Raw genomic sequence first — 23696 nt, 5'->3', positions numbered from 1 at the left:
ATATCCTCATCATGTACCTTTGTCTCTTTTATCTTCTTTCCGTTACTTTTCATCACTGTCACCTATAAGTCTACGGGTTAGCGCTAATTCATCGTTATGCACGATGGTTTTTCGCTCTCTTTCTACATGCGCAATGCTATCCATTTGTTCTCCAAAACGCTTCCACGTCTCAGACTTTTGATAAGCAATCTTAGTACTCTCCACAGCATCTTTTAACGTCACTTCAAGGGCGCTCACAGCCTGTTCTTTTTGAACCATATGCAGTTCTAAGAGCGATTCATAGTGGTACCATTCAAGCACAGTAGCTGCAGCTGTAACTGTCTCTTCCCTAGCAGACATCACCTCGGCAATGGCAAATTTAGCTTCTTCAAGTTCATGGCGCTTTGCTTCGACTTGAAGGCGTATTTGTTGTTGCTCCTGTTCTTTAGCCTTAAGTAATTGAGTGTAGAGATGTCCCATACGACGAATTCGTTTAGTATCATTCATCCGCTCATCACTCCTTTTGCAATCGCTTCAAGAACTTGAACCGTTGATTGAAAATCAGTGCTTTCATCTTTTCTTTGCTTTAAAAAAGTCATCAAATGAGGCTCTAATTCAATAGCCAAATCAGCTGTCCGATCCGTCCCCTTTTGATACGCCCCAATGCGGATCAAATCCTCCACATCACGTTTTGCTGCAAGGAGGGACCGCACTTGTATGGCTGCCTGCAATTGATCACGTGTGACCAATTCTCCCATGAGCCGACTAACACTTTGCAATGGATCAAGCGCAGGAAAATGCCCGCGATTGGCAAGATCTCGACTTAAGACAAAATGCCCATCTAAAATACCTCTTACCGCATCAGCGATAGGGTCTTGCATATCATCCCCATCGACTAAAACCGTATAAATCCCAGTAATTGCACCTTTTTTTGATCGTCCAGCTCGTTCTAATAACTTTGGCAATAAATTAAACACAGAAGGCGTATAGCCACGAGCCGTTGGTGGTTCACCCACTGCTAAGCCCAATTCGCGTTGAGCCATAGCAAATCTTGTGACAGAATCCATCATGAGTGCTACTTGGAGGCCCTGATCGCGAAAATATTCTGCAATAGCCGTAGCCGTAAACGCCCCTTTTACACGTACAAGTGCCGGTTGATCAGATGTAGCAACGACAACAACAGATCGTTTACGTCCTTCTTCTCCAAGATCTCGTTCGATAAATTCCCTTACTTCGCGTCCTCTTTCGCCAATGAGAGCGATGACATTCACATCAGCTTCGCTATTTTTTGCAATCATTCCAAGTAAGGTACTTTTACCTACACCACTACCTGCGAATAACCCAATTCGTTGTCCTTGCCCAATAGTGAGCAACCCATCGATCACGCGAACACCCGTACATAATGGCGTATCAATCAACGGGCGGGACAGCGGTAGTGGAGGCGTACGGTATAGCGGCATCCACTCACCATCTGTGAGCGAGTGGATGCCGTCTATAGGATTGCCCAATCCATCCACGACACGTCCTAAAAGTTCCACTCCTACGCGAACTTTCAATGACTCACCTGTGGCTCGCACTTCACTTCCAGGTGACAGGCCTTCCACAGACCCGAGTGGCATAAGAAGGACGTCATCTTTTCGAAAACCCACCACTTCGCACAATGACTCTGCACCATCATCAGACAGAATCACGCATAGATCACCAATACGTGCTGAAGGCCCCTTTGACTCTATCGTAAGTCCTACAACCTTTTCGATTCGTCCATGAACCCGATGCAATTTTGCGCGATCCAGACACTGTTGATAGCCGACCAGTCGCTTACTCATCACTTGCTTCGCCTTTTTCAACATGCTGTGCACACGTTAGCAACGCGTGTTCAACTTCCTGTAAGCGCGTGGATAAACGACTATCAATACTCCCGATCTCCGTCACAATGACTACATCTCCCTTAGATAAACTAGCATCGGGGATGATGAGAAGTTCAGCCTGATGATGGAGTGATTGTTCGTAGCTTCGCCTATGTCCAAGCGCGATATCTAACTCGATGGGAGACACACGCAACTCTACTCGCTTTGCTTTATCCACCTCATGTAGAAGACCTGAGACTAAACGAGCAGCCACACTATCATCCACAAGGACTTGTGATGCTACGACTTTTTTTGCAATGTCCACTGCCAGTGAAACTATCATAGACTCCGAGCTTTTCACTCGCTCTTTACGCTCTATCTGTGCGCACAACAGCACATCTTGCGCTTGCATAATGAGTTGCTGATACTGACTTTTTGCACTTTCTTCTCCCGCTTTGAAACCCTCTTTTTCGCCTGATTGGTACGCCTTATCGCGAATTGATTGCTCATCTAATCGCGCTTGTTCCAAAAGGTTGTGCACATGCTGTTGCGCTTCTTGTTTATCTTTTTCAGTCTGTTGTTGCAATGCTGTAAGAACAGCTTGTTGTGCATCAATCTCATCATGTAATGTTTGAAGTGTTTTTTGCCATTCAACAAGTGGATCGTGACATATAGCATCCTGCAAATCATCATCTACAGCTGTATTGCTATCCAGAAGAGTGGATGATGGTGGTGTGATCATAATCATGCGTGTTGGCAAGTCTGTCGATGGAAGTCGTACAATTTTAGACAAGAATATCATCGCCTCCACCACGAGTGATCACAATTTCGCCCATTTCCTCAAGCTGCCTGATTTGCGCTACTATTCGCTGCTGTGCATCTTCTACATCTCGTAGACGTACAGGACCTGCAAACTCCATATCTTGTTTAAAAGTCTCGACCATGCGCTTGGACATATTGCGATAAATCGCTTCTTGTACATCTTCACTTGCCGTGCGCAATGAGAGCTGTAGATCAGCCTGCTCAATGTCACGAATGATACGCTGAATCGCTCGATTATCGAGGAAGACAATATCCTCGAACACAAACATGCGTTTTTTGATTTCTTCAGCTAACTCTGGATCATTTTCTTCTAATTGCTCTAAAATGCTCTTCTCAGTGGCACGATCCACTCCGTTAATAATTTGAACAATCGCATCTAGCCCGCCTACATTCATCGAATCTGGAGAAGCAGTCTGAGAAAGCTTATTTTCAAGTACTCGCTCGACTGTCATCACAACTTCAGGACTCATCGCATCCATAGTGGCGATTCGTCTTGCAACCTCCGTTCTAAGTAATGCAGGCAACGCACCTAAAATGGCAGAAGCTTGTGGTGCATCTAAATACGAAAGCACAAGAGCAATCGTTTGAGGGTGTTCATTTTCGATAAAGCCCAACACTTGACTTGGATTTGCCTTTCTTGCAAATTCAAACGGTCGTACTTGGAGTGATGCGGTCAAGCGATCAATGATTGCTATAGCTCGATCCGTCCCAAGTGCTTTTTGCAAAATTTCCCGAGCATATTCGATACCGCCTTGGGTTATGTAATCTTGTGCAACGGCCAACTCATGAAATTCCTTTAAAATAGATGAACGATCAAGACTTTCCACGCGCCGCAACGCCGCTATCTCTAATGTCAAGTCTTCGATCTCATCTTCACGCAAGTGATGATACACAGTGGAAGCCACATCAGGTCCGAGCGCAATGAGTAAAATTGCTGCTTTTTGGCGATTGGTGTATTGGTCAGTTCGCGCCATTACCCCACACTCCTATTCATCAGACAACCAGGTCCGTAATAATGAAGCAAACGCATCCGGTTTTTTCACCGCCAACTCCTGTAACTGTTTAGACAATGTCACGTCTTCAGGCTCTGGCGGAGGACTTGTTAAAGATGCAACAGACAGAGAATCTAATGCATCATCTGTAAGTCGTTGACGATTGCGTGAACGCATCACCAAAAATGTCGTTAACCCACCACCGAGTAGCAATAATGCTGCAAGTCCACCAAATGCCAGCGGAGAGTTGAAAAAGTTTGGTGCAACAGGTGTATTTCCTTGTCCTGGGGCAAATGGTATGCCAAGTACAGTTACACTAGGAGAAATCTTCCCCGTCGCCTGTTGACCCATAGAAGTAAGAACATAGGATTGAATGCTTTGCGTCAAAGCGCTTGTCAACTTAATGGAATTCGCATTGATTAACACACTCACTGTATATCCTTGTATTTGCATAGGATCAAATGTTGTCGATGTATCCGTATAACTATTGTCGTAATTATTTGTAGACGAACGATCAGCAGATGACGAACCAGATCCTGAACCAGATGTGCCATAGGTAGGAATATTAGGATTTTGTGTGGCTTGTCCTGCGATACCACCCGCACTACTTGAAGCACCACCAGTGCTAGAAGACGATTCCGCCTGGTCAGATAAGATCGGACCTTGTTTGACAATATGTTGTTGCTGTTTCACAGCATTAAAAGTGACGTTAGCATGCACGACAACTTCGACGTTCCCTGGGCCAACTAGTTTGACTAAACTAGACTTTAATTCACTTTCCATCGACTGCTCAAGAGCAGTACGCATGTTCAATTCATTAGTTAATTGGCTTGAGGCTCCGATACTAGCGGCATTCATTGAAGTTGAAGATAGATCATTTCCGTATTGATCAATAACAGACACTTGATTGGCGTTTAAGCCTTGGACAGCATGTGCAACGAGCTGTTGAATACCAAAAACCTGACTTGGCATAAGAGACGCACCCGCTCCTACAGTGACTAGGACTGATGCTTTTGCACCCATATCGACACTTGGATCAAGAAAGGTCTGTTGTTGCGGAACAACAATATTCACTTGAGAACTCTCAACGCCATTAATGGAGTCAATGGACTGTGCAATTCGTTGTTCTAGTACATCGAGCGTCTGCAAATCAAGCTCTTGCGACGTCATCCCAAAGAGATTACCTTGATCGAAAATTGATGAATAATCAATCGTTCCACTTGCCGGAAGACCATTCATAGCCATGTCAATGCGGACTTTATCAGCATCTGCAGCTGGTACTAAGATGCTATTCCCTTGCAATTGATACGGAATCTTCATTTGGTCTAATTTTTGTGTAATTTGACCAGCTGACTTCGCACCTAAATTAGAAAAGACCACTTGATAATTAGGATTTAAAAAAATAAATGAAAGAATAATAATCGTTAAAATGAAAAATATAGCGATTAGCAATACATTTCTACGTTGTCTGGACTCCAGACCCTGATAATAGCTCTTTATACGCGCTATCAGGTTCATGAAAACTTCATTCATCCGCTTATATCCACCTTAGCCCTAGCCTTAAACCTGCATATTCATGATCTGGTCATAAGCTGAAATGGCCCGATTGCGCACCTGGACGGCCATATCTACAGCTAACTCCGCCTTAGTGGCTGTCGTCATCACACTCGCAATATTGGGTGAAGTCCCACTTGCAAGACCTATACCCTGCTGTTCTGCCTGCGTCACAGAAGCATTCACCGACTGAAGCGCATGACCTAAAAGGGATGAAAAGGATCCCGAACCTGCGGAAGGAGCACCAGATTGTAGCGGTAAAGTTGCCAAAGAACCAATACTACTTATAGGTTGAATCATCTATGTGTCCTACTTTCCAATCGAAATTGACTGAGTATCCATCGTCTTTGCCGCATTAAATGCAGTCACATTTGCCTCATACGCCCGTGTAGCAGAAATCATATTCATCATCTCAGTACCGATATTGACATTTGGCATTTGAACATATCCATTCACAGCATCTGGGCTACTCGGATCATAGACTAATTTAAAAGGTGCAGGGTCAGAAACAATCCCCGATACTTGCACACCTTGCAAAGTTGATCCCGTTGCGTTACCTAAAGCAGAAGAAAAAGAAGCTGACCCTGGAGAGAAAACCACTTCTTCTGCCCGATAGGGTCCACCTGCGGGAGTGCGCGTCGTATTTGCATTTGCAATATTGTTAGCAATAACATCAAGCCAGGTGCGATTGGCTGTTAAGCCAGAACCGCTAATCGACATGCCATCAAATAATCCCACACCCATCAACTCCCTAGAATAGCTGTGCGAAGCATTGAAAATTGATCGTTCATATCCTGAACTAACGCCCCATACCCTACCTGATTTTCAGCTAACGCACTCATCTCTGCATCCACGTTGACATTATTGCCATTCCCACCGATCGCTGTTGAGGAATCCGTTGTCACCACTGGGGACACAGTTCCAAGCGCTGTAGCACTGCCTACATTTGTTCCTATATCGCGTGTATTATTTGCCTCGAGCGACAACGGTTGGACAACACCTGTACTTATACCCATGCTTTGCCCACTTGCCGCAAGTTGACTTTGCAAAATCGAATCAAAATGTACTTGCTCTCTTTTATAGCCTGGCGTGTTTACATTAGCAATATTATTGGCATAGACTTGTTGTCTCAATAAACTTGCATTTAACGCAGATTGCATCGAATTCATATACGTTGTATCAAGCAAGCTCACGTGTATCTTCACCTCCATAAATCCTAACCTGTATTCAACCCTAACAAGCTCAATATATAACATTCAACATAAGAAACAAAAATCCTGCATAAGAATCGACTCATTGCGACAAAAAACAAGCAAAATCAACTTTATCTTAACCACAAATAACAAACGAGTCGCCAACACCGGGAATACCAGGATGGCGACTCGTTTGTTACAACAATAGAGTAAGCTAATGCTTATATACTATTCCGACCCATGCAAGCAATCGGTTTATCACTACATCGTCGTTGAATGTTCATAAATGCTGATTAGCCTACCTATTGCGAACTTTATCCAATTGCGGCAACAGCTTATCATTCAAAATACGTATATAAGTACCCTTCATTCCGAGTGATCTCGATTCAATAACGCCGGCACTTTCTAACTTCCGTAACGCATTGACAATGACTGAGCGAGTAATTCCCACACGATCTGCAACCTTACTTGCCACGAGCAACCCTTCGCGCCCATCCAACTCTTCAAAAATATGCTCAATCGCCTCAAGCTCACTAAAGGAAAGTGAATCAACAGCCATTTGCACAACTGCGCGCGACCTTGTATCTTCTTCCATCTCATGTGCACGTGACCGCAAGATCTCCATACCAACTACCGTTGCGCCATATTCACCCAACAGCAAATCTTCATCCGTAAATTCTGCATTAAAACGAGCTAGGATCAGCGTTCCTAAGCGTTCTCCACCGCCAATAATCGGCACAATAGTTACATATTTTTTTGAAAACATTTGCGTGATGGCTTCCGGAAACACACAAAATGGATCTTCATCATCAATATTTGCAGCAGTTACATCGTGCCGCAATAATTGCGTATGGTAATCTCGTGGGAAAACACGTTGTGAAAGAACCTCTTCATTCGTTACTGATTTTTCAAATTCGTGCACAATTGAATACCCCAAAATCTTACCTGATCGCGACACAACAAAAACGTTTGCCGCGATAACTTCCCTCATCACTTCAGCAATCTCCACGAAATCAACAAACTGTCCAGCACGTTGCAACAAGCGATTAATCCTTCTCGTTTTAGCTAACAAATCCATTATAAACTCCCCCTATCATAAAATGTATTGACTCAAATCTCGATTTTGTGCAATTGTACCCAACTTTTCTTCTACATAAGCTGGTGTAATGATCACTTCAGTAATTCCAATATCAGGTGCAGCAAATAATAAATCACCAAGAACCCGTTCAACCAAGGTATGCAATCTACGGGCACCAATATTTTCAGTAGTCGCATTCACTTCAGTTGCAAACTCTGCGATCGTACGTACAGCAGCTGGCGTAAACTGAACGGCAACATCCTCTGTTTCCAACAAAGCTGTATACTGTGTTAATAACGCATGCTCAGGTTCAGTTAAAATGCGTTCAAAATCATCTGCTGTTAAACTATCTAATTCAACGCGAATGGGAAACCTACCTTGCAATTCCGGAATCAGATCGGATGGTTTAGCCATATGAAAAGCCCCAGCTGCAATAAACAAGACATAATCAGTCTTGACAGGTCCGTGCTTCGTCATAATCGTGGATCCTTCAACAATGGGTAAAATATCGCGCTGCACACCTTCACGGGAGACATTTCCACCCTCCACGCCCGATCGAACAGCAATTTTATCAAACTCATCGATAAAAATAATGCCACTTTCTTCTGCGCGACGAACAGCTTCGCTGATCACATCATCCATGTCAATTAATTTTTGAGCTTCTTCTTGTTCCAATAGTTTTCGCGCTTCAGCAACAGTGACCTTACGCACTTTTTTGCGACGCGGCATAAAACTACCTAATACATCTTGAAGATTCCCTAAATTTTCTCCAGTCATGCCGGGCACCATGTCCATCGATGGAGTGACTTGACTCTCCACCTCAATTTCCACCATCTGCCCTTCCAATCTCCCTGCCATCAAATCTGCGCGCAAATTCTCGCGCTGACGAACAATATCATCGGATACTTTGCGTTTCCCTTGGGCACCAGAATACAGAACCTCAAGCGGATTGCGAAAATGACTTGCTTCGGCATCAGGTACAAGCGCTTCTAATAATCGTTCATTCACTTGGAAATCCGCATTAAATCCCACATCTTGTAATCGTTCGCTTTTAACCATACGAATAGATGTCTCAACTAAATCTCTCACCATCGAATCGACATCGCGACCAACATAGCCGACTTCCGTATATTTTGTCGCTTCCACTTTCACAAAAGGAGCACCTGTTAATTTTGCAATACGCCTGGCAATCTCAGTTTTACCTACACCCGTAGGTCCGATCATAAGAATGTTTTTAGGCGTCACTTCAGTGCGTAATTCCTCAGGTAAACGCGCACGTCGATATCGATTGCGCAATGCAATAGCAACCGACTTCTTAGCTTCTTTTTGCCCCACCACATACTTGTCAAGCTCTGCCACAATTTGAGTCGGAGTTAAATTTTGCATCTTCAACCCTCCCCGTCCCTAGATCTCTTCGACAATAATTTGATCGTTCGTGTACACACAAATTTCACCCGCAACTTCAAGTGCTGCGCGCGCCATCTCGCTTGGTGACAAAGTAGCATGTCGCAAAAGAGCACGTCCAGCAGCAAGTGCGTACGCCCCACCTGAACCAATGGCACAAATCCCATCATCTGGTTCAATGACTTCGCCCGTACCCGAGATCAGTAGTAAGTGATCTTTTGACAAGGCGATGATCATCGCCTCAAGTTTGCTTAACATGCGATCTGTTCGCCACATCTTTGCAAGTTCTACTGCTGCGCGAGGCACATTGCCATGATACTCTTCAAGTTTTTTTTCGAAGTGCTCAGATAAGGCAAATGCATCAGCAACGCTACCTGCAAAGCCAACAATGACCTGATTGCGATAAAGTCGTCGAACTTTTTTTGCCGATTTTTTCATGATCATGGTATTGCCAAAAGTCACTTGTCCATCTCCTGCCATCGCCCCGCCGTCAGCGGTTTTAACGGCAAAAATAGTAGTGGCATGAAAATCACCCATTGCCTGTACTTCCCCTTTCACATCAAGCGCGCGGATGTGATAACTCGTACACTCGCATTAAATGTTCCTTTGCGGTATGTGTGTAGATTTGCGTTGAAGATAGACTCTGATGTCCCAACAGTTCTTGTACTACTCGCAAATCAGCGCCACCTTCTAGTAAGTGCGTAGCAAATGTATGTCGAAAAGAGTGTGGCGTAATATGTTTGATCAATGCGATTTGTTGCACATATCGATCCACAATTCTCCTAACCGACCGATCGCTCAGTCGAGAACCACGGTGATTCACAAATAATGCAACCTCATCTACCTTAGCCAAACTTGGTCTTGCATGATCTATATAAGATCTAAGAGCCATTTTTGCACCTGATCCATATAAGACAATACGCTCGCGATTACCTTTACCAATCACTGACACAAGCCCGCTATCCATCCTCAAATCAGCTAAGTCTAACGCCACACATTCCGCAACCCGTACGCCTGAGGCGTACAAAAACTCAAGAATTGCGCGATCTCGTATACCTAATGGCTGTGTACAATCAGGTGCACGTAACAGTTGAAAAATCTCATCGACATACAAAAACGACGGTAACTTCTTATCTAGACGAGGAGAACGAATCGCTTCGATCGGTGATACTTGCAACCCTTTAAGGAGTCGCATAAACCGATAAAACGACCGCAATGCACTCATATGACGTGCAATCGAACGCTTACTGAGTTCTTTTTCGACCAGTTGTGCTAAATACTGCCTAATCATTATGGGCGTCACTTGGCTTGGTGCTGTTTGGCACCAAACAGCAAATGATAACACATCACTGATGTAGGCAGATACAGTATGGCGAGAAAGATTGCGTTCAACATCAAGATGCAACGTAAAGTCATGAATATTTTTTTCCCATTCTTCACTCAGTTGCATTTGCGCATCGGACATCTAGGACACTCTCGCTTTTAGTTGGCACACTGTATCTCAAAGTCAGCAAACGTATCGTACCACGCAAACAGATACACCTGCAAGCTAAACAGCTATGATCTGCATAAAATTCTGAATTGTATCGAGTGATTTTGCCACAATTTTTTCGTTTTTTTCTTTTTTGCTACGAAATTTCTCTTCCGGAAGCGGTAACAAACCAAAAGTTGCATTCATCGGTTGAAAATGGTTCGCATCTGCGTGCGTAATATAATGTGCAAGACTTCCGATTGCTGTTTCTCTAGGAAAGACAAGTGTATCTTGTCCGTTAGCCAATCGCGCTGCATTCATACCTGCAACCAATCCGGAAGCTGCAGATTCCACGTACCCTTCGACACCCGTCATTTGACCAGAGAAAAAAAGAGTTTCACGTTTCTTCGTTTGATAGGTTGCACTCAAAATTTCAGGTGACTTTAAAAAAGTATTTCGGTGAATTACTCCATAACGAGCAAATTGAGCATGCTCCAATCCAGGAATCATACGAAATACACGCGCCTGTTCTCCCCACTTTAGGTGTGTCTGAAATCCTACCATATTAAAAAGTGTAGCAGCTGCATTATCTTGACGAAGTTGAACGACAGCAAACGCCTGACGACCCGACCGCGGATCCAAAAGTCCCACAGGTTTTAACGGCCCAAATAACATCGTCTTGCGTCCGCGTTTCGCCATAACTTCAATCGGCATACAGCCTTCAAAATACACTTCTTTTTCAAATTCCTTTAACGCAGTTGTCTCAGCCGTAATCAATGCTTCATAGAAATCTTGAAATTGTTCCTCAGACATAGGGCAATTGATATACGCAGGTTCCCCTTTATCGTATCGAGAGGCCATAAATGCAATCGACTCATCGATGCTATCACGCTCAAGAATAGGTGCTGCGGCATCGTAAAAATAGAGAGAATCACGCCCTGTAAATTCCAAAATGGCATCACTTAAACGCGCAGACGTCAATGGCCCTGTGGCGACGACCACAATGCCGTCTGGCAATTGATCTACTTCTTCTCGACGCACGGTTATGCGCGGGTGTTCAGTCAATGTGTTTGTAATAAACTCAGAAAAAGCTTCGCGATCCACTGCAAGTGCTCCTCCTGCAGGAACGGCATAACGATCTGCCGCCCGTATGATCAACGAATCAAGCCGTCTCATCTCTTCCTTTAGCAATCCCACTGCATTTGTAAGACTAGCGGCACGAAGACTATTCGAGCACACTAATTCTGCAAAATCCGTACTCCGATGTGCAGGTGTCGACTGAACGCCACGCATCTCATACAACGTTACATCAATGTCCTGCTTAGCCAATTGCCATGCCGCTTCAGAGCCAGCAAGACCGGCTCCAATGACTGTTACAGAATCATTTGTCTGCATCTTTTTCACCTCTTGACCACAACCAATATACCTTTTTTAATGAGTCTCTTGCGCAACTTTCTCTTCATAATGACAGTCTGGATTGGAGCAAGCAATCACTTCTTGACCTAACTTACCTTTGCGTTTTTTTACGAGCGGTTCCCCACAAAATGTGCATGCTACGCCGGTAGGTTTATCCCAAAGTACAAAATTACATTCCGGATACCCACTGCACCCATAAAATAATTTGCGTTTTTTTCCTCTGCGTTCCACGATCGGCTTCCCACAGCGAGGGCAGTTCACACCCACTTCTTTGACAATAGGTTTTGCATTCCTACAATCAGGAAACCCAGGACATGCTAGAAACTTACCAAAACGACCATGTTTATAAACCATTTGCCTACCACATTTTTCACAGTACTCATCAGCGTACTCTTCTTCTAATTCAACATGCTCCATCGTTTTTTCTGCTACTTCTAGATAACCTTCAAGGCCACTGTAAAATTGGTCAAGCATCTGCACATAGTTGCTATCGCCATCTTCCACATGATCCAATTGTTGTTCAAGTTGCGCAGTAAAATCAACATCTACAATAGTCGGGAAAAATTCCTTCAGAAGATCTACCACAATCTCCCCTAGTTCAGTTGGAACAAAGCGTTTCTCCTCAATTAATACATACCCACGCCTCTGAATCGTATCTACAGTAGGTGCATACGTACTTGGTCTTCCTATACCAAGTTCTTCCATCGATTTAATCAGACGCGCTTCCGAAAACCGCGGTGGTGGCTGTGTAAAATGCTGCTCTGGTTTCAATACAGGATGAGGAGTGATCACTTGATCCACTTTTAATTCTGGTAAATACCCTTGCTCATCTTGCTGATCATCCGTTGATTCTGTGTAGACTTTAATAAACCCTGGAAACTTAATTTTAGATCCAGTGGCACGAAATACAGCATCTTGTGCGCCAATATCTACACTCAATGTATCAAGAACGGCCGAAGCCATTTGACTAGCTACAAAGCGATCATAAATTAATCTGTATAGCCGCAATTGATCTCGGGACAGGACTTCTTTAAGAGAATCAGGATGATAAGTCACGGAAGTCGGTCGAATCGCCTCATGAGCATCTTGTGCGTTTTTCTTTACGCTATATTCACGTGGCGTTTCTGGAACAAAGGCGTCACCATACGTTTCGCGAATATATTCTCTCACTTCTGCAATTGCAGTATCTGAGACACGCGTTGAGTCTGTCCGCATGTACGTAATCAAACCTACGGCACCAACACCTGGAAGTTCCATGCCTTCATACAATTGCTGCGCTACTGCCATCGTTTTTTGTGACCGATAAGAAAGTTTGCGAGCAGCCTCTTGCTGCAAGCTACTTGTAATAAAAGGTGCAGATGGATTGCGCTTACGTTCACTTGCCTTCACAGACTGCACAATGAACTGCGACTCACCAATATGACTGAGGAGTTCATTGACTTCCTGCTCTGAATGTAACTCTACTTTGCTTTTTCCATAACTGTGAAACTGCGCTTGAAATGATTCTCCATCACTTTGACAAAGTGCGTGTACAGTCCAGTATTCCTCTGGTATAAACGCCCTAATTTCACGTTCTCGATCGACAACCAATCGCACAGCCACTGATTGCACACGACCAGCAGAAAGCCCACGCTTCACCTTTTTCCACAACAACGGACTGATCCGATAGCCCACTAGGCGGTCAAGAATACGCCGTGCTTGCTGAGCATGTACCAAATCCATGTTGACTTTGCGCGGATGTTTAAACGCTTCTTTAACAGCTTGCTTAGTAATTTCATTAAACACGACACGACAAGGTTTATTCGGATCAATTTCAAGACTTTGTGCGAGATGCCAAGCGATAGCTTCACCTTCTCGATCAGGGTCAGCCGCAAGATAGACAGCTTTGACCTTCTTGCTAGAATCACGCAATTGTTTTAATACATCGCCTTTTCCGCGTATAGTAATATACTTTGGTTCGAATTCGTGTAAAACATCAACACCAAGTTGACTCTTCGGTAGATCGCGTACATGTCCCATCGACGCCTTAACTAAGTATCGAGCCCCAAGATATTTCCCAATAGTCTTAGCCTTTGCTGGCGACTCGACGATGACCAGATAGTCTGCCATCGTTCTCCTCCTCGCCTCCCTAAGTTCACCACATCTTATCACTGTCCTCTAAGAGTATGCAAATTCTTTGAAAAAAAGTGATTGTAACATAGCGGATTTGAGTTGGTAGCATCTTATGTACTTAAATTTGTATGTCCAATGAGATAATACCGCCCATCAAGTTCGCGACCAATCACTTGTCTGATCTCTAGTAAAGCAATGACTGTGTGAATAGACTGCGTACAAGTGTTATCCGCCTCAAGTACCATTAATAATTCTTCGTATAGCATAGGTGCTGCAGCCAATTCTCTTATGATCAACTGCTCTACTTGTACAATGTCCTCTACTTCTTGATCTTCGACAAATTGTTTCCGTTGTATAACGGGATCATCACGCCGCTCGCTAGCACAGATCAGACCGTGTTCCACTTGCATGCCAAGAGTGCTCAGAGTCAAGGCCGGATGTAGCAGAGGGGTTGCACCCTGTGAAATAAGTTCATTCGTTCCTGCAGAGGATAGACTAAATACAGAGCCTGGAATAGCGTACACATCGCGATTTTGTTCAAGAGCAAAAGCTGAAGTAATAAGTGCTCCACTTTTTGCACCCGCTTCAACAATAATTACGGCTTTGGACAGGCCACTAATAATCCGGTTGCGCTGAGGAAAGCGATATCGTTCAGGCCCAGTCCAGGGTAAAAACTCACTGATGACAGCTCCTCCTGTCTCAATAATCTGCTTGGCAAGTTCTTGGTTTTGAGCTGGATAAATAACATCAATGCCTGAACCTAATACTGCATACGTTCGACCATGTGCCAGAAGCGCCCCACGATGTGCAGCTCGATCGATACCAAGTGCGAGGCCAGAAACCACACAACAATCACCATGCACCAGCATCTGAGCAGTTTCAAATGCTGCTCTTTTTCCGTAGGCCGTACATTTTCTCGTACCAACTACAGCGACACGCTGTTCATTTGACACAAATCTACCCTGATAAAACAACAACGGTGGAGGCGTTTGAATTTCACGTAATGCAGCAGGATACTCCACATCTTCCTCCATAATGAATTGATAATGTTTTAAAATTCGCTCTGCATCGTTACGATGTAACCCTTGAACTAACGCATGTCTAAGCGCTTGTGCCTGCTCGTCAGTGAGTCCACAAGCTGACCAATCTTCACTACGATAGTCCATGGCTAGTGCATAGTCGGGCACTTTACGATGGATCTCTCGCGCCTTTGTCACACCTAACCCTGTAACCCCAAGCAACGTTAACCAATATAACAGTTGCAATTCGCGCATGCGCCTCACCCAATCCGAGATGTTATCTATACTTTGAGATGGCAATGTCTACTTGCACATAGTGTCCTATACTCATGATTCCAGCACCACTCCTATGGAAAGAAATCACTATTTTTTGCATACATACACAAAAAAACCGACCTTAGATGATCTAAGGTCGGTGTAAAACAACTTTGCTACTGGTTTTCCTTTATAAAGAACTCTTTATAAAGTCATTCCGAAGCATGCTTTGCGACTAAGAACGACACTTTTCTAACAAATTGCGTTGTTCGAGCATCTTCACTAATGTAGATCCCATTTCAGATGGCGTGTTGGCCACATGAATACCTGCCGCTTGCATCGCTGCAACTTTTTCATCTGCAGTACCTTTTCCACCAGAAATAATGGCTCCAGCATGGCCCATGCGTTTTCCTGCAGGTGCACTGCGTCCAGCAATGAATCCGGCTACAGGCTTTTTCATGTGCTCCTTAATGTAGGCTGCAGCTTCTTCTTCTGCGGTACCGCCAATTTCACCAATCATGATAACCGCTTCTGTGTCAGGATCTTCATTAAACATCTTCAATACATCAACAAAGTTCGTTCCATTGACTGGATCTCCGCCGATACCCACAGCAGTCGATTGTCCTACGCCCTGAACAGTTAATTGATATACCGCTTCATATGTTAATGTGCCACTGCGACTAACTACGCCTACATGGCCACGTTTGTGAATATACCCTGGCATAATTCCAATTTTGCACTCATCAGGTGTAATAACACCCGGGCAATTTGGACCAATGAGGCGAGTACCTTTTCCATCAAGGTACCGTTTGACTGTAACCATATCGAGAATTGGAATACCTTCTGTAATACAAATCACTAATTCAACGCCTGCTTCTGCAGCTTCTAAAATGGCATCTGCAGCAAATGCTGGTGGAACATAGATCACTGATGCATTGGCTCCAGTGCCCTTTACAGCTGCTTCGACCGTGTCAAATACCGGCACCCCTTCTACTGTTGTGCCACCTTTACCGGGCGTCACACCACCGACCATTTGTGTTCCGTATTCTATCGCTTGTTTCGTGTGAAACAAGCCTGTAGCACCCGTAATTCCCTGGGTAATGACGCGCGTATTTTTGTTCACCAAGATACTCATGGGAAACTCCTCCTACTTCACGAGCTCAACAATTTTTTGTGCTGCTTCTGCTAAAGAATCTGCGCCTACAATAGGTAATCCTGATTGACTCAAGATTTCTTTGCCAAGCTGCACATTCGTTCCTTCTAATCGAACGACAAGTGGACGATCGATGCCCACTTGGCGAGCCGCTGCTACCACTGCATTGGCAATAACATCACACTTCATAATGCCACCAAAAATATTGACAAGAATACCTTTTACACCTGAGTCTGAAAGAATAATTTTAAATGCTTCCATGACTTTTTGCTCTGACGCACCGCCACCAACATCTAAGAAGTTAGCTGGCTCACCACCGTAATATTTAATGGTGTCCATCGTTGCCATAGCCAAACCTGCACCATTGACCATACATCCAATATTGCCCTGTAGTCCAATGTAGCTGAGATCGAATTTTGAAGCTTCAACTTCGCGTGGGTCTTCTTCATCAAAATCTCTCAATTCAACAATGTCTTTATGGCGAAATAATGCATTATCGTCAAAATTAAGTTTCGCATCTAACGCTAGAACTTTTCCGTCACCAGTTACAACAAGTGGATTGATCTCTACGATAGAACAGTCTTGATCGACATACGCTTGATATAATGCCACCATAAACGCCGCAGCCTTGTTAATCAATTCGCTTGGAATATGTATGGCATAAGCGAGTTTACGGGCTTGAAATGGACGCAATCCAACAGCTGGATCCACGACTTCACGAAAGATCTTCTCTGGGCTGTTGGCAGCCACTTCCTCGATCTCCATACCGCCTTCTTCTGATGCCATCATAACAACGCGACCAATGGCCCGATCGACAACTAATCCAACATAATACTCTTTTTTAATGTCAGTCAATGACTCAATGAGTAACCGACGGACAACTTTACCTTCAGGACCCGTCTGATGAGTGACGAGCGTTTTACCTAGTAATTCTTTTGCGTATTCGCGCGCTTCCTCATTGGACTTCGCAAGCTTTACGCCACCTGCTTTACCACGACCACCAGCATGGATTTGTGCCTTAACCACCGCACGACCACCAAATCGCTCTGAAACCTTGACTGCCTCGTCCGGGGTAAATGCCACCTCCCCATCTGGAACTGCTACGCCATACTTGCGCATAAGCGCTTTGGCTTGATATTCATGAATATTCACGATGCTTCCTCCCAACCTGTTTCGGATCCTCAAGTGTGTATATCACCGGAGACATCCAGGTCCATTCGCACAACTTAAAAGATAGACTACTAAGTACAGGAATTCAACTCGATTTTCACCCAATAAGACATTGTTTTATTGTGCGGAACATTTTTTCACTCCACAATAGACTCCCCAGATCGCACCACTACTGACTTTAAGGCAATTTCGTAAAAAATAAACATACATAATAAAACAATTCCTGTAGCTGCAAATTCCCAACCATACTGTTTGAACGCTAACAATTCACCCCCTATCCAAACAGACAAAATGCTTCCAATGCCTCTCGTTAATCCTCTGTAGGATTGCATAATTGCTCGCTGTGCATCCATTACTACCCCAAGTGCAAGACTATCGATCGTGGGTGCATAAGTCATATTAATCATTGAGCGAAACATCAATAAAAAGACAAAGAACAACAATGGAAGGTGAAATACGATACCTATGTTTAGAATAAACGCTCCTAGTAACAGTGGCCCGAGAATCTGCTGTGGAGAAAACCGATCAAGGACCATAGGACTAAGAAATGAACCTAAAAAAAGTGCGAATTCATTGATCGCAATCACAAAGCCGATCGTCGTGGTAGTCAAACCAAATTGCCCTGCTAATATTAAATTGAGATAAGGCATGGCAAAGCCATAGGATAGTCCTGATAGAAAAGCAAACACACTAAACAAGAGAACAGGACGTGATGGCCGCAAAAAACCTTTACGCACCATATGCGTCTCTTGTGGAATAGAAACTTCACTTAGTTTGCGCCTTGCAAGCGGAGTAATACAAAAAATGATTCCACCAAGTAAAAGTGTGGATTCATAAGGAGTACCAATACGCGGTAACCATAGCGGTAGCCACCCGCCCACTAAACTGCCAATGCCAATCATCATCATAAAATTAGCGAAGATTACTGAAATAGCAAAATCTCGCTCCTTATCCGACACATAAGCTGCAACAACTGCAAATTCGGTGGCTCCGACCATCGCCTGCCCAATGGAAAAAATAAGTGAAGCGATACAAATAAGCAGAAATGAGGAGAAGAGAGGTTGTAGAACAGCTCCAAAGGCGAGTAGTGTGGAGCCAATCACAAGCATCCGCTTTCTACCAAAGCGATCGGCTAGCCCCCCCATTAACACTGATAAGACAGTCGTTGCCAGCGGATTTATAGATGTGATAAATGCGATTGCACCAGAACGAAACCCCAACGCGAGTAAATGCAGATTGAATAATACACCAATAATACCAATTGAAAATCCATAAATGCCATCCGTCCATAGAAACAGTTGCATGTCTGGTGATAAACGTTTAACACGACTAAAGTATTGTGCAATATACACGACAATCCTCCATCAATTAGCTAGATAATCACAACCCTGACCACATGTTGACATGACTATGCAATAGGCAACAGGGGAAGTATATTCATAAGCCAAAATAACTATCTAATTTTTTTGTTTTTTTGCTCTTTGCTCATTGTAATTCACGTGAACCCTGTTATAATACAAAAAAGGGGAGGGGAAGTTTTATGGATTTCTGCTGCGGCACTACAATGTCACTACGCTTCGCATCACTTACTACGGATGGAGGCGCACAGATCGCCGATGTTCCCTTCCTATACTGTCACAGTTGCGGCCACACGGTGGTAGCGCCAGAAGTGGAACTTGATGTGACGATGTACACACATTATTGCGATACAGATGGTGTGAAACAAGCGACACTTCACGACGTGGTAAACAAAGAAAAACTACAACATATCGCTGCCCAATATCCAGCCTTTACAGGGCCATCACACCTTACGGTGTCTGAAGAACAGATCGACCACATGCTTGACGTTTGGAATTTTGCAAAGCAAATCGATGATCAAGAATGGCTTGCTGAGATTAAACTCTCACTTGTAAAACTCCATAAAGTTCGTCAAGATAGTCAATTGTTACAACCACAATCCTAAACGTTATGGCGACTTAGCATAAAACCTCTTACACTAAAGACAAAGCAAAGAGTATGTACTTATAGTGGTTAATAGAGAGGGTGCACATCGTACGATCAGCGTACATCAGATACGCTTCAGATGGTACCCTTTTCTTTATCCTCTATAGATATTAGTGCGAATGTAGCCTAGTGTTATAGAACAGGGATGCGTACCTGCCTTGTCCAAAGTCACTAGCGCAAGTTTGCGACATACGCATACATTTGCGCTTATTATTTTGTCTAAAAGAGGTGGCTTTCGTGTATTCTGTAACTCATGGCATTGCTCTTTACGGAATTGAAGGCATCATAGTAGGCGTAGAAGCAGACGTACAAACGGGACTTCCAAGCTTTGAAATGGTTGGGCTTGCTGCCTCTTCTATTCGTGAATCTAAAGAAAGAGTTCGTTCTGCTCTGATTAATAGCGGTTTTACATGGCCTCGAGGACGCCTCACCGTAAGTCTGTCTCCTGCCGACTGGAAAAAAGACGGTAGTGGACTTGACCTACCCATAGCTGTGGCCATACTCATTGCCTCTGAACAGATGCCCCCCATACCGCATCACACCATTCTCCTAGGTGAGCTTGCATTAGATGGCAGTATACGCGCATTTAGAGGGCTATATGCTGCCGTGAAGTGTGCACAAGACCTTGAAGCTAAGACCATCATTCTACCTGCCACCGACGACATCGATCAACTCCCCGTTGAACATTTCATACAGCGAATGGGCGCATATAGTCTCTCTGACGCTGTTTCGATCTTACAGGGACACCCTCCGTTGAAACGCAATGAAACAGACGACTCAAGAAACCACCAACACCATTTCCCACACCAACCTGTCGCAAAGAGTGTTAAAACAGGTAGTACAGATAGTCCCCTACTTGATTTTAGTGAAGTGGCCGGACAAGACCTAGCCAAGCGAGCACTGCTCATTAGTGCAGTAGGTGGACATCATATCCTCCTCTATGGTCCACCTGGATCTGGAAAAAGCATGCTAGCAGAACGCTTTCCATCTATTTTACCAAGTCTATCGTCTACTGAGTTCGCTGAATTAAAACATATTTACAGTATCGCAGGTTTATCTATAACTGAACAGGTAAGCAGGCCTTTTCGAGCCCCGCATCATTCGATCACAGTACAGGGATTACTAGGCGGTGGTACACATCCTAAGCCCGGAGAAATCACATTAGCACATCACGGTGTTTTATTTTTAGATGAATTGCCCGAATTCCCACGTTTAGCATTAGAAGGGCTACGTCAACCCCTAGAGACCCAACACATTACTGTGAGTAGATCTGCCTATACTACGACCTTTCCCTGCGACTTTCACATGATCGCTGCGATGAACCCTTGCCCATGTGGTTATCACGGTTTTTCTTCAGAGCTTCACCAGTGTACATGTAACGACCGAGATATCGCACGCTATCGAGCAAAGCTATCAGGCCCATTACTAGACCGTATCGACATGACCTTGTGGATTACCCCAGTCTCTGCTTCTCATTGGCATGATACAGAAAGACATACGCGTGAACATTCTGCCACTATGCTTTCAAAAGTCATCGCAGCTAGAGAATTTCAAGAACACAGGAAGAGAACACTACAAACAAATACATCTCCTATCACACCCATGGATCGCTTGCAAACTTTACTGTTTGATTCGCCTAGTGTTCACTTACTCATACAATCCGGTGACCGCTTGCAGTTATCTTCTCGCAGTCTCATGAAGATTGCACACGTATCACGATCCATTGCTGACATAGAACAGAGTGACCACGTCGCTGTAACACACGTGGCGGAAGCTCTACAATATCGCACCTATACAACAACATAACATAAAGGCAAACATAGATTCATGATGAAAAGTGGAGCATGAGCGCTCTTTTGGGTATACTTAAAGGATATTATCATACATGATAACGCACACGACAATTACTGATGATACGAGGAGCCACGCCATGAAAATCGGCTTAGCACTTGCAGGCGGAGGAGCATCAGGTGGAGCTCATATAGGAGTAATACGAGCGCTAGAAGAAGCACATATTTCCATCGATATGATCGGTGGCACAAGTAGTGGCGCTATGGTAGCAGGCCTGTATGCCTCAGGCACTTCAACAACAGAGATGCTCACTCTTTTGCCAAGCCTAACACGTCGGCATATCGACATTGACTTTGCCTTACTTCCACGCTTGTTACGTCGCCAATATCCTGGTGGCCTCCTACGAGGTAACCGCTTATACCAATTCATAGAGACAGCAGTAGAAAAAAAGCAGATCCAAGACATTGCATGTCCACTAGCCATCATTGCAACAAACTTGCAGACAGGACGAGAGGTTGTCTTCTCATCCAAAGAGTGCAAAGCACCAGTTGTCACTGGCATTGCAGATGAATTTCACTTCCCTCTTTGGGATAACATCGTAGAGATACCATTAGCCAAAGCCATTCGCGCGAGTATTGGTATTCCTTTTGTGTTTCAACCAATCGAAATAGGTGACATGATACTAGCCGACGGTGGACTTGTAGATAACTGTCCTGTGCGACCTGTTCGAGCACTTGGTGCAGATGTGATTATCGCGGTGGATACCATCACACCATTTTTGCGACTGCGCGGAAAATTGATGCTAAAAGTGCGCAACTTAGCTCAACAAGTCGTCAATATCGGGTTAGCTAGACACGCCGCACTCAGCGCTCTCGATGCAGATATATTTCTCGCACCACCAGTTGGCCCTATCGGCGCACTTGATTTCCCACGACTCACATCTGTAGCTGAACTTGGATATGAGTACACAAAAAAGCGCATTCCGAGTATTCTTCATGCGCTTTCAGCATATTCATCATCGGATAGTGTTCAACTCATGAGTTCACATCAAGATTAACGTTTTTTAGATGACTGAGTTTTTGTTTGCGGTTTTGCGGATTTCTTTTTTAAGCCACCAAATAACGGTTTAGGTTGCGCACTCGCCTTTTTCATCTGCTGTTTGACCACTTGCATCTGACGCGGATTTAAATTCATGCCCATTCGTTTAGCCATTTGGGCAATATCTTTGTCTTCCCAATCCATATTTGCCATACTGCGACGTAAATACCATGCCGCTAAGAAAAATCCTCCGACGAGTCCAACAACTAATCCGATTACCAAAAATAGCCACTGCATGAGCTAACTCTCCTTTGGTGCATCCATTAAAATGCATCCATATAATGTTCAGTTCGTGGAAATTCGCGATTCCCGTCGAAGGAGACGGCGACAACATCAAAACGCACATCGGAATGAATGACATGTTGCTGCATATAGGCTAAAGCAAGTCGTCTTAATTTGATCTGCTTTACAGCATTGACCGACTCTGTGGCACTTTCTAAGTTTTGTTGTGCATGATGCCCTGTACGGGAACGCACTTCAACAAAAACAACAAATGTGCCATCGCGCATAATCGCATCAATCTCGCCAAAGTGTGTACGCCAATTCCGTTCAAGAAGTTGATAACCTTTACTCACAAGCAATGAGATAGCTACAAGCTCTGCAGATGCACCCGTTATCATACGGCGATCCACGACAGCTTCCTCGGTATTTACACTCTTTGAACAAGCTTTCACAGGTGCAAAAGTCATACGATGAATAGGACTTGGACCATAATGAGCAAGCGCCTTCACATGTTCTGGTGTTCCATATCCCATATGCCTCTCAAACCCGTACTCAGGATAGAGCTTGGCATACTGTTCCATGATGTGATCCCGAGTGACCTTCGCTAAAATAGAAGCAGCGCCGATCGACTGACTCAAACGATCCCCATGAATAATCTTTCGCTGTCGTAAGTCAATCGAAGGAAGAATACATCCGTCCACGAGAACCATATCAATCATCTTATGCTTTGCAACTACCTGTCTTAACGCAATCCGCATAGCTTCATAAGTCGCCTGCAACACATTGTACTGGTCAATGTATTCTTGGTCAATAACCCCTATGCCATAAGCCAGTGATTTTTTTGTGATTAACTCAAAAACGGACTGCCGTTCTTTTGCATTTAATTGCTTTGAATCGTACAAAAGAGCGTCTGCGAGTGTATCTGGCAATACGACTGCGGCAGCCACCACAGGTCCTGCCAGTGGCCCTCTGCCCGCTTCGTCGATCCCACATAAATGAGAACCAAACTCAGAGCGCGCCATTTGGTCGTAGGCATATACATCTGCACACATATGTTCAAGTTTAGCAGCACGTATACCTTTTGTGCTCATCGTTTGAACTCCTCCATCACTCAAG

General features: G+C 44.3%; 23 protein-coding genes. 3 read left to right on the top strand and 20 right to left on the bottom strand.

Features of this window, described 5'->3' with window-relative positions; all coding sequences use genetic code 11:
* Window positions 1-42: 42 nt before the first annotated feature.
* From MM817_RS09290 to MM817_RS09205, 18 genes are all read right to left on the bottom strand, one after another.
* The gene (locus MM817_RS09290) at window positions 43-486 is read right to left on the bottom strand and encodes a hypothetical protein (protein WP_241714071.1); all 444 of its coding nucleotides are present in this window, start codon (window positions 484-486) and stop codon (window positions 43-45) included.
* Window positions 483-1805, bottom strand: a complete 1323-nt coding sequence (gene fliI, locus MM817_RS09285) for a flagellar protein export ATPase FliI (RefSeq protein ID WP_241714070.1) — start codon at window positions 1803-1805, stop codon at window positions 483-485. Before fliI ends, MM817_RS09290 begins: the two co-directional genes overlap by 4 nt.
* On the bottom strand, window positions 1798-2619 hold the full coding sequence (locus MM817_RS09280) for a FliH/SctL family protein (RefSeq protein WP_241714069.1): 822 nt from the start codon (window positions 2617-2619) through the stop codon (window positions 1798-1800). The genes fliI and MM817_RS09280 overlap by 8 nt, the downstream gene beginning before the upstream one ends.
* Window positions 2612-3622: a flagellar motor switch protein FliG gene (fliG, locus tag MM817_RS09275; RefSeq protein ID WP_241714068.1), complete on the bottom strand. Its 1011-nt coding sequence runs from the start codon at window positions 3620-3622 to the stop codon at window positions 2612-2614. Before fliG ends, MM817_RS09280 begins: the two co-directional genes overlap by 8 nt.
* 12 nt (window positions 3623-3634) lie before the next feature.
* Window positions 3635-5173, bottom strand: a complete 1539-nt coding sequence (gene fliF, locus MM817_RS09270) for a flagellar basal-body MS-ring/collar protein FliF (protein ID WP_241714067.1) — start codon at window positions 5171-5173, stop codon at window positions 3635-3637.
* 27 nt (window positions 5174-5200) lie between these two features.
* Window positions 5201-5494, bottom strand: a complete 294-nt coding sequence (fliE, locus tag MM817_RS09265) for a flagellar hook-basal body complex protein FliE (protein ID WP_241714066.1) — start codon at window positions 5492-5494, stop codon at window positions 5201-5203.
* Window positions 5495-5503: 9 nt separating this feature from the next.
* Window positions 5504-5938 carry a flagellar basal body rod protein FlgC gene (gene flgC, locus MM817_RS09260; protein ID WP_241714065.1) on the bottom strand — a complete coding sequence of 145 codons (435 nt, stop codon included), beginning with the start codon at window positions 5936-5938 and terminating at the stop codon, window positions 5504-5506.
* Window positions 5938-6399, bottom strand: coding sequence for a flagellar basal body rod protein FlgB (gene flgB, locus MM817_RS09255; RefSeq protein ID WP_241714064.1), 462 nt, complete (start codon window positions 6397-6399; stop codon window positions 5938-5940). The genes flgC and flgB overlap by 1 nt, the downstream gene beginning before the upstream one ends.
* Before the next feature lie 286 nt (window positions 6400-6685).
* Window positions 6686-7465 carry a GTP-sensing pleiotropic transcriptional regulator CodY gene (gene codY, locus MM817_RS09250; protein ID WP_241714063.1) on the bottom strand — a complete coding sequence of 260 codons (780 nt, stop codon included), beginning with the start codon at window positions 7463-7465 and terminating at the stop codon, window positions 6686-6688.
* A 15-nt stretch (window positions 7466-7480) separates the two neighbouring features.
* Complete coding sequence (gene hslU / locus MM817_RS09245) at window positions 7481-8857, bottom strand: ATP-dependent protease ATPase subunit HslU (RefSeq protein WP_272879876.1); 1377 nt, start codon at window positions 8855-8857, stop codon at window positions 7481-7483.
* 12 nt (window positions 8858-8869) lie between these two features.
* Entirely contained in the window at window positions 8870-9406 is a 537-nt protein-coding gene (gene hslV / locus MM817_RS09240; protein WP_241714059.1) for an ATP-dependent protease subunit HslV, read from the bottom strand.
* A gap of 22 nt (window positions 9407-9428) precedes the next feature.
* A complete protein-coding gene (gene xerA, locus MM817_RS09235) occupies window positions 9429-10334 on the bottom strand; it encodes a site-specific tyrosine recombinase/integron integrase (RefSeq protein ID WP_241714057.1) in 906 nt (301 codons plus the stop codon).
* An 84-nt stretch (window positions 10335-10418) separates the two neighbouring features.
* Window positions 10419-11735 carry a methylenetetrahydrofolate--tRNA-(uracil(54)-C(5))-methyltransferase (FADH(2)-oxidizing) TrmFO gene (gene trmFO, locus MM817_RS09230; protein WP_241714055.1) on the bottom strand — a complete coding sequence of 439 codons (1317 nt, stop codon included), beginning with the start codon at window positions 11733-11735 and terminating at the stop codon, window positions 10419-10421.
* 36 nt (window positions 11736-11771) lie between these two features.
* Window positions 11772-13865 (bottom strand): type I DNA topoisomerase, encoded by a 2094-nt coding sequence (gene topA, locus MM817_RS09225; RefSeq protein WP_241714054.1) that lies wholly within the window; start codon window positions 13863-13865, stop codon window positions 11772-11774.
* A 113-nt stretch (window positions 13866-13978) separates the two neighbouring features.
* Window positions 13979-15142 carry a DNA-processing protein DprA gene (dprA, locus tag MM817_RS09220; protein WP_241714052.1) on the bottom strand — a complete coding sequence of 388 codons (1164 nt, stop codon included), beginning with the start codon at window positions 15140-15142 and terminating at the stop codon, window positions 13979-13981.
* Window positions 15143-15377: 235 nt separating this feature from the next.
* Window positions 15378-16277, bottom strand: coding sequence for a succinate--CoA ligase subunit alpha (gene sucD / locus MM817_RS09215; RefSeq protein ID WP_241714049.1), 900 nt, complete (start codon window positions 16275-16277; stop codon window positions 15378-15380).
* 12 nt (window positions 16278-16289) lie between these two features.
* Window positions 16290-17447, bottom strand: a complete 1158-nt coding sequence (gene sucC / locus MM817_RS09210; RefSeq protein ID WP_241714047.1) for an ADP-forming succinate--CoA ligase subunit beta — start codon at window positions 17445-17447, stop codon at window positions 16290-16292.
* A gap of 155 nt (window positions 17448-17602) precedes the next feature.
* Window positions 17603-18817 (bottom strand): MFS transporter, encoded by a 1215-nt coding sequence (locus MM817_RS09205; RefSeq protein WP_241714046.1) that lies wholly within the window; start codon window positions 18815-18817, stop codon window positions 17603-17605.
* Window positions 18818-19005: 188 nt separating this feature from the next.
* On the opposite strand from MM817_RS09205, the gene MM817_RS09200 reads away from it, so the two are divergent.
* The 3 genes from MM817_RS09200 (at window position 19006) to MM817_RS09190 (ending at window position 22317) form a co-directional block, all read left to right on the top strand.
* Complete coding sequence (locus MM817_RS09200; RefSeq protein WP_241714044.1) at window positions 19006-19428, top strand: hypothetical protein; 423 nt, start codon at window positions 19006-19008, stop codon at window positions 19426-19428.
* A gap of 278 nt (window positions 19429-19706) precedes the next feature.
* A complete protein-coding gene (locus MM817_RS09195) occupies window positions 19707-21275 on the top strand; it encodes a YifB family Mg chelatase-like AAA ATPase (RefSeq protein ID WP_241714042.1) in 1569 nt (522 codons plus the stop codon).
* 124 nt (window positions 21276-21399) lie between these two features.
* The gene (locus MM817_RS09190; protein WP_241714040.1) at window positions 21400-22317 is read left to right on the top strand and encodes a patatin-like phospholipase family protein; all 918 of its coding nucleotides are present in this window, start codon (window positions 21400-21402) and stop codon (window positions 22315-22317) included.
* Here MM817_RS09190 and MM817_RS09185 read toward each other — a convergent pair.
* Window positions 22314-22595 (bottom strand): YneF family protein, encoded by a 282-nt coding sequence (locus tag MM817_RS09185; protein WP_241714038.1) that lies wholly within the window; start codon window positions 22593-22595, stop codon window positions 22314-22316. The genes MM817_RS09190 and MM817_RS09185 overlap by 4 nt on opposite strands.
* Before the next feature lie 26 nt (window positions 22596-22621).
* Entirely contained in the window at window positions 22622-23671 is a 1050-nt protein-coding gene (locus tag MM817_RS09180) for a ribonuclease HII (protein WP_241714036.1), read from the bottom strand.
* Window positions 23672-23696: the final 25 nt, after the last annotated feature.

The organism is Sulfoacidibacillus ferrooxidans, from assembly GCF_022606465.1.
Lineage (GTDB): Bacteria > Bacillota > Bacilli > Alicyclobacillales > SLC66 > Sulfoacidibacillus > Sulfoacidibacillus ferrooxidans.
The sequence above is the reverse complement of the archived record's forward strand: the minus strand, read 5'-3'. Positions and strand labels throughout refer to the sequence as shown.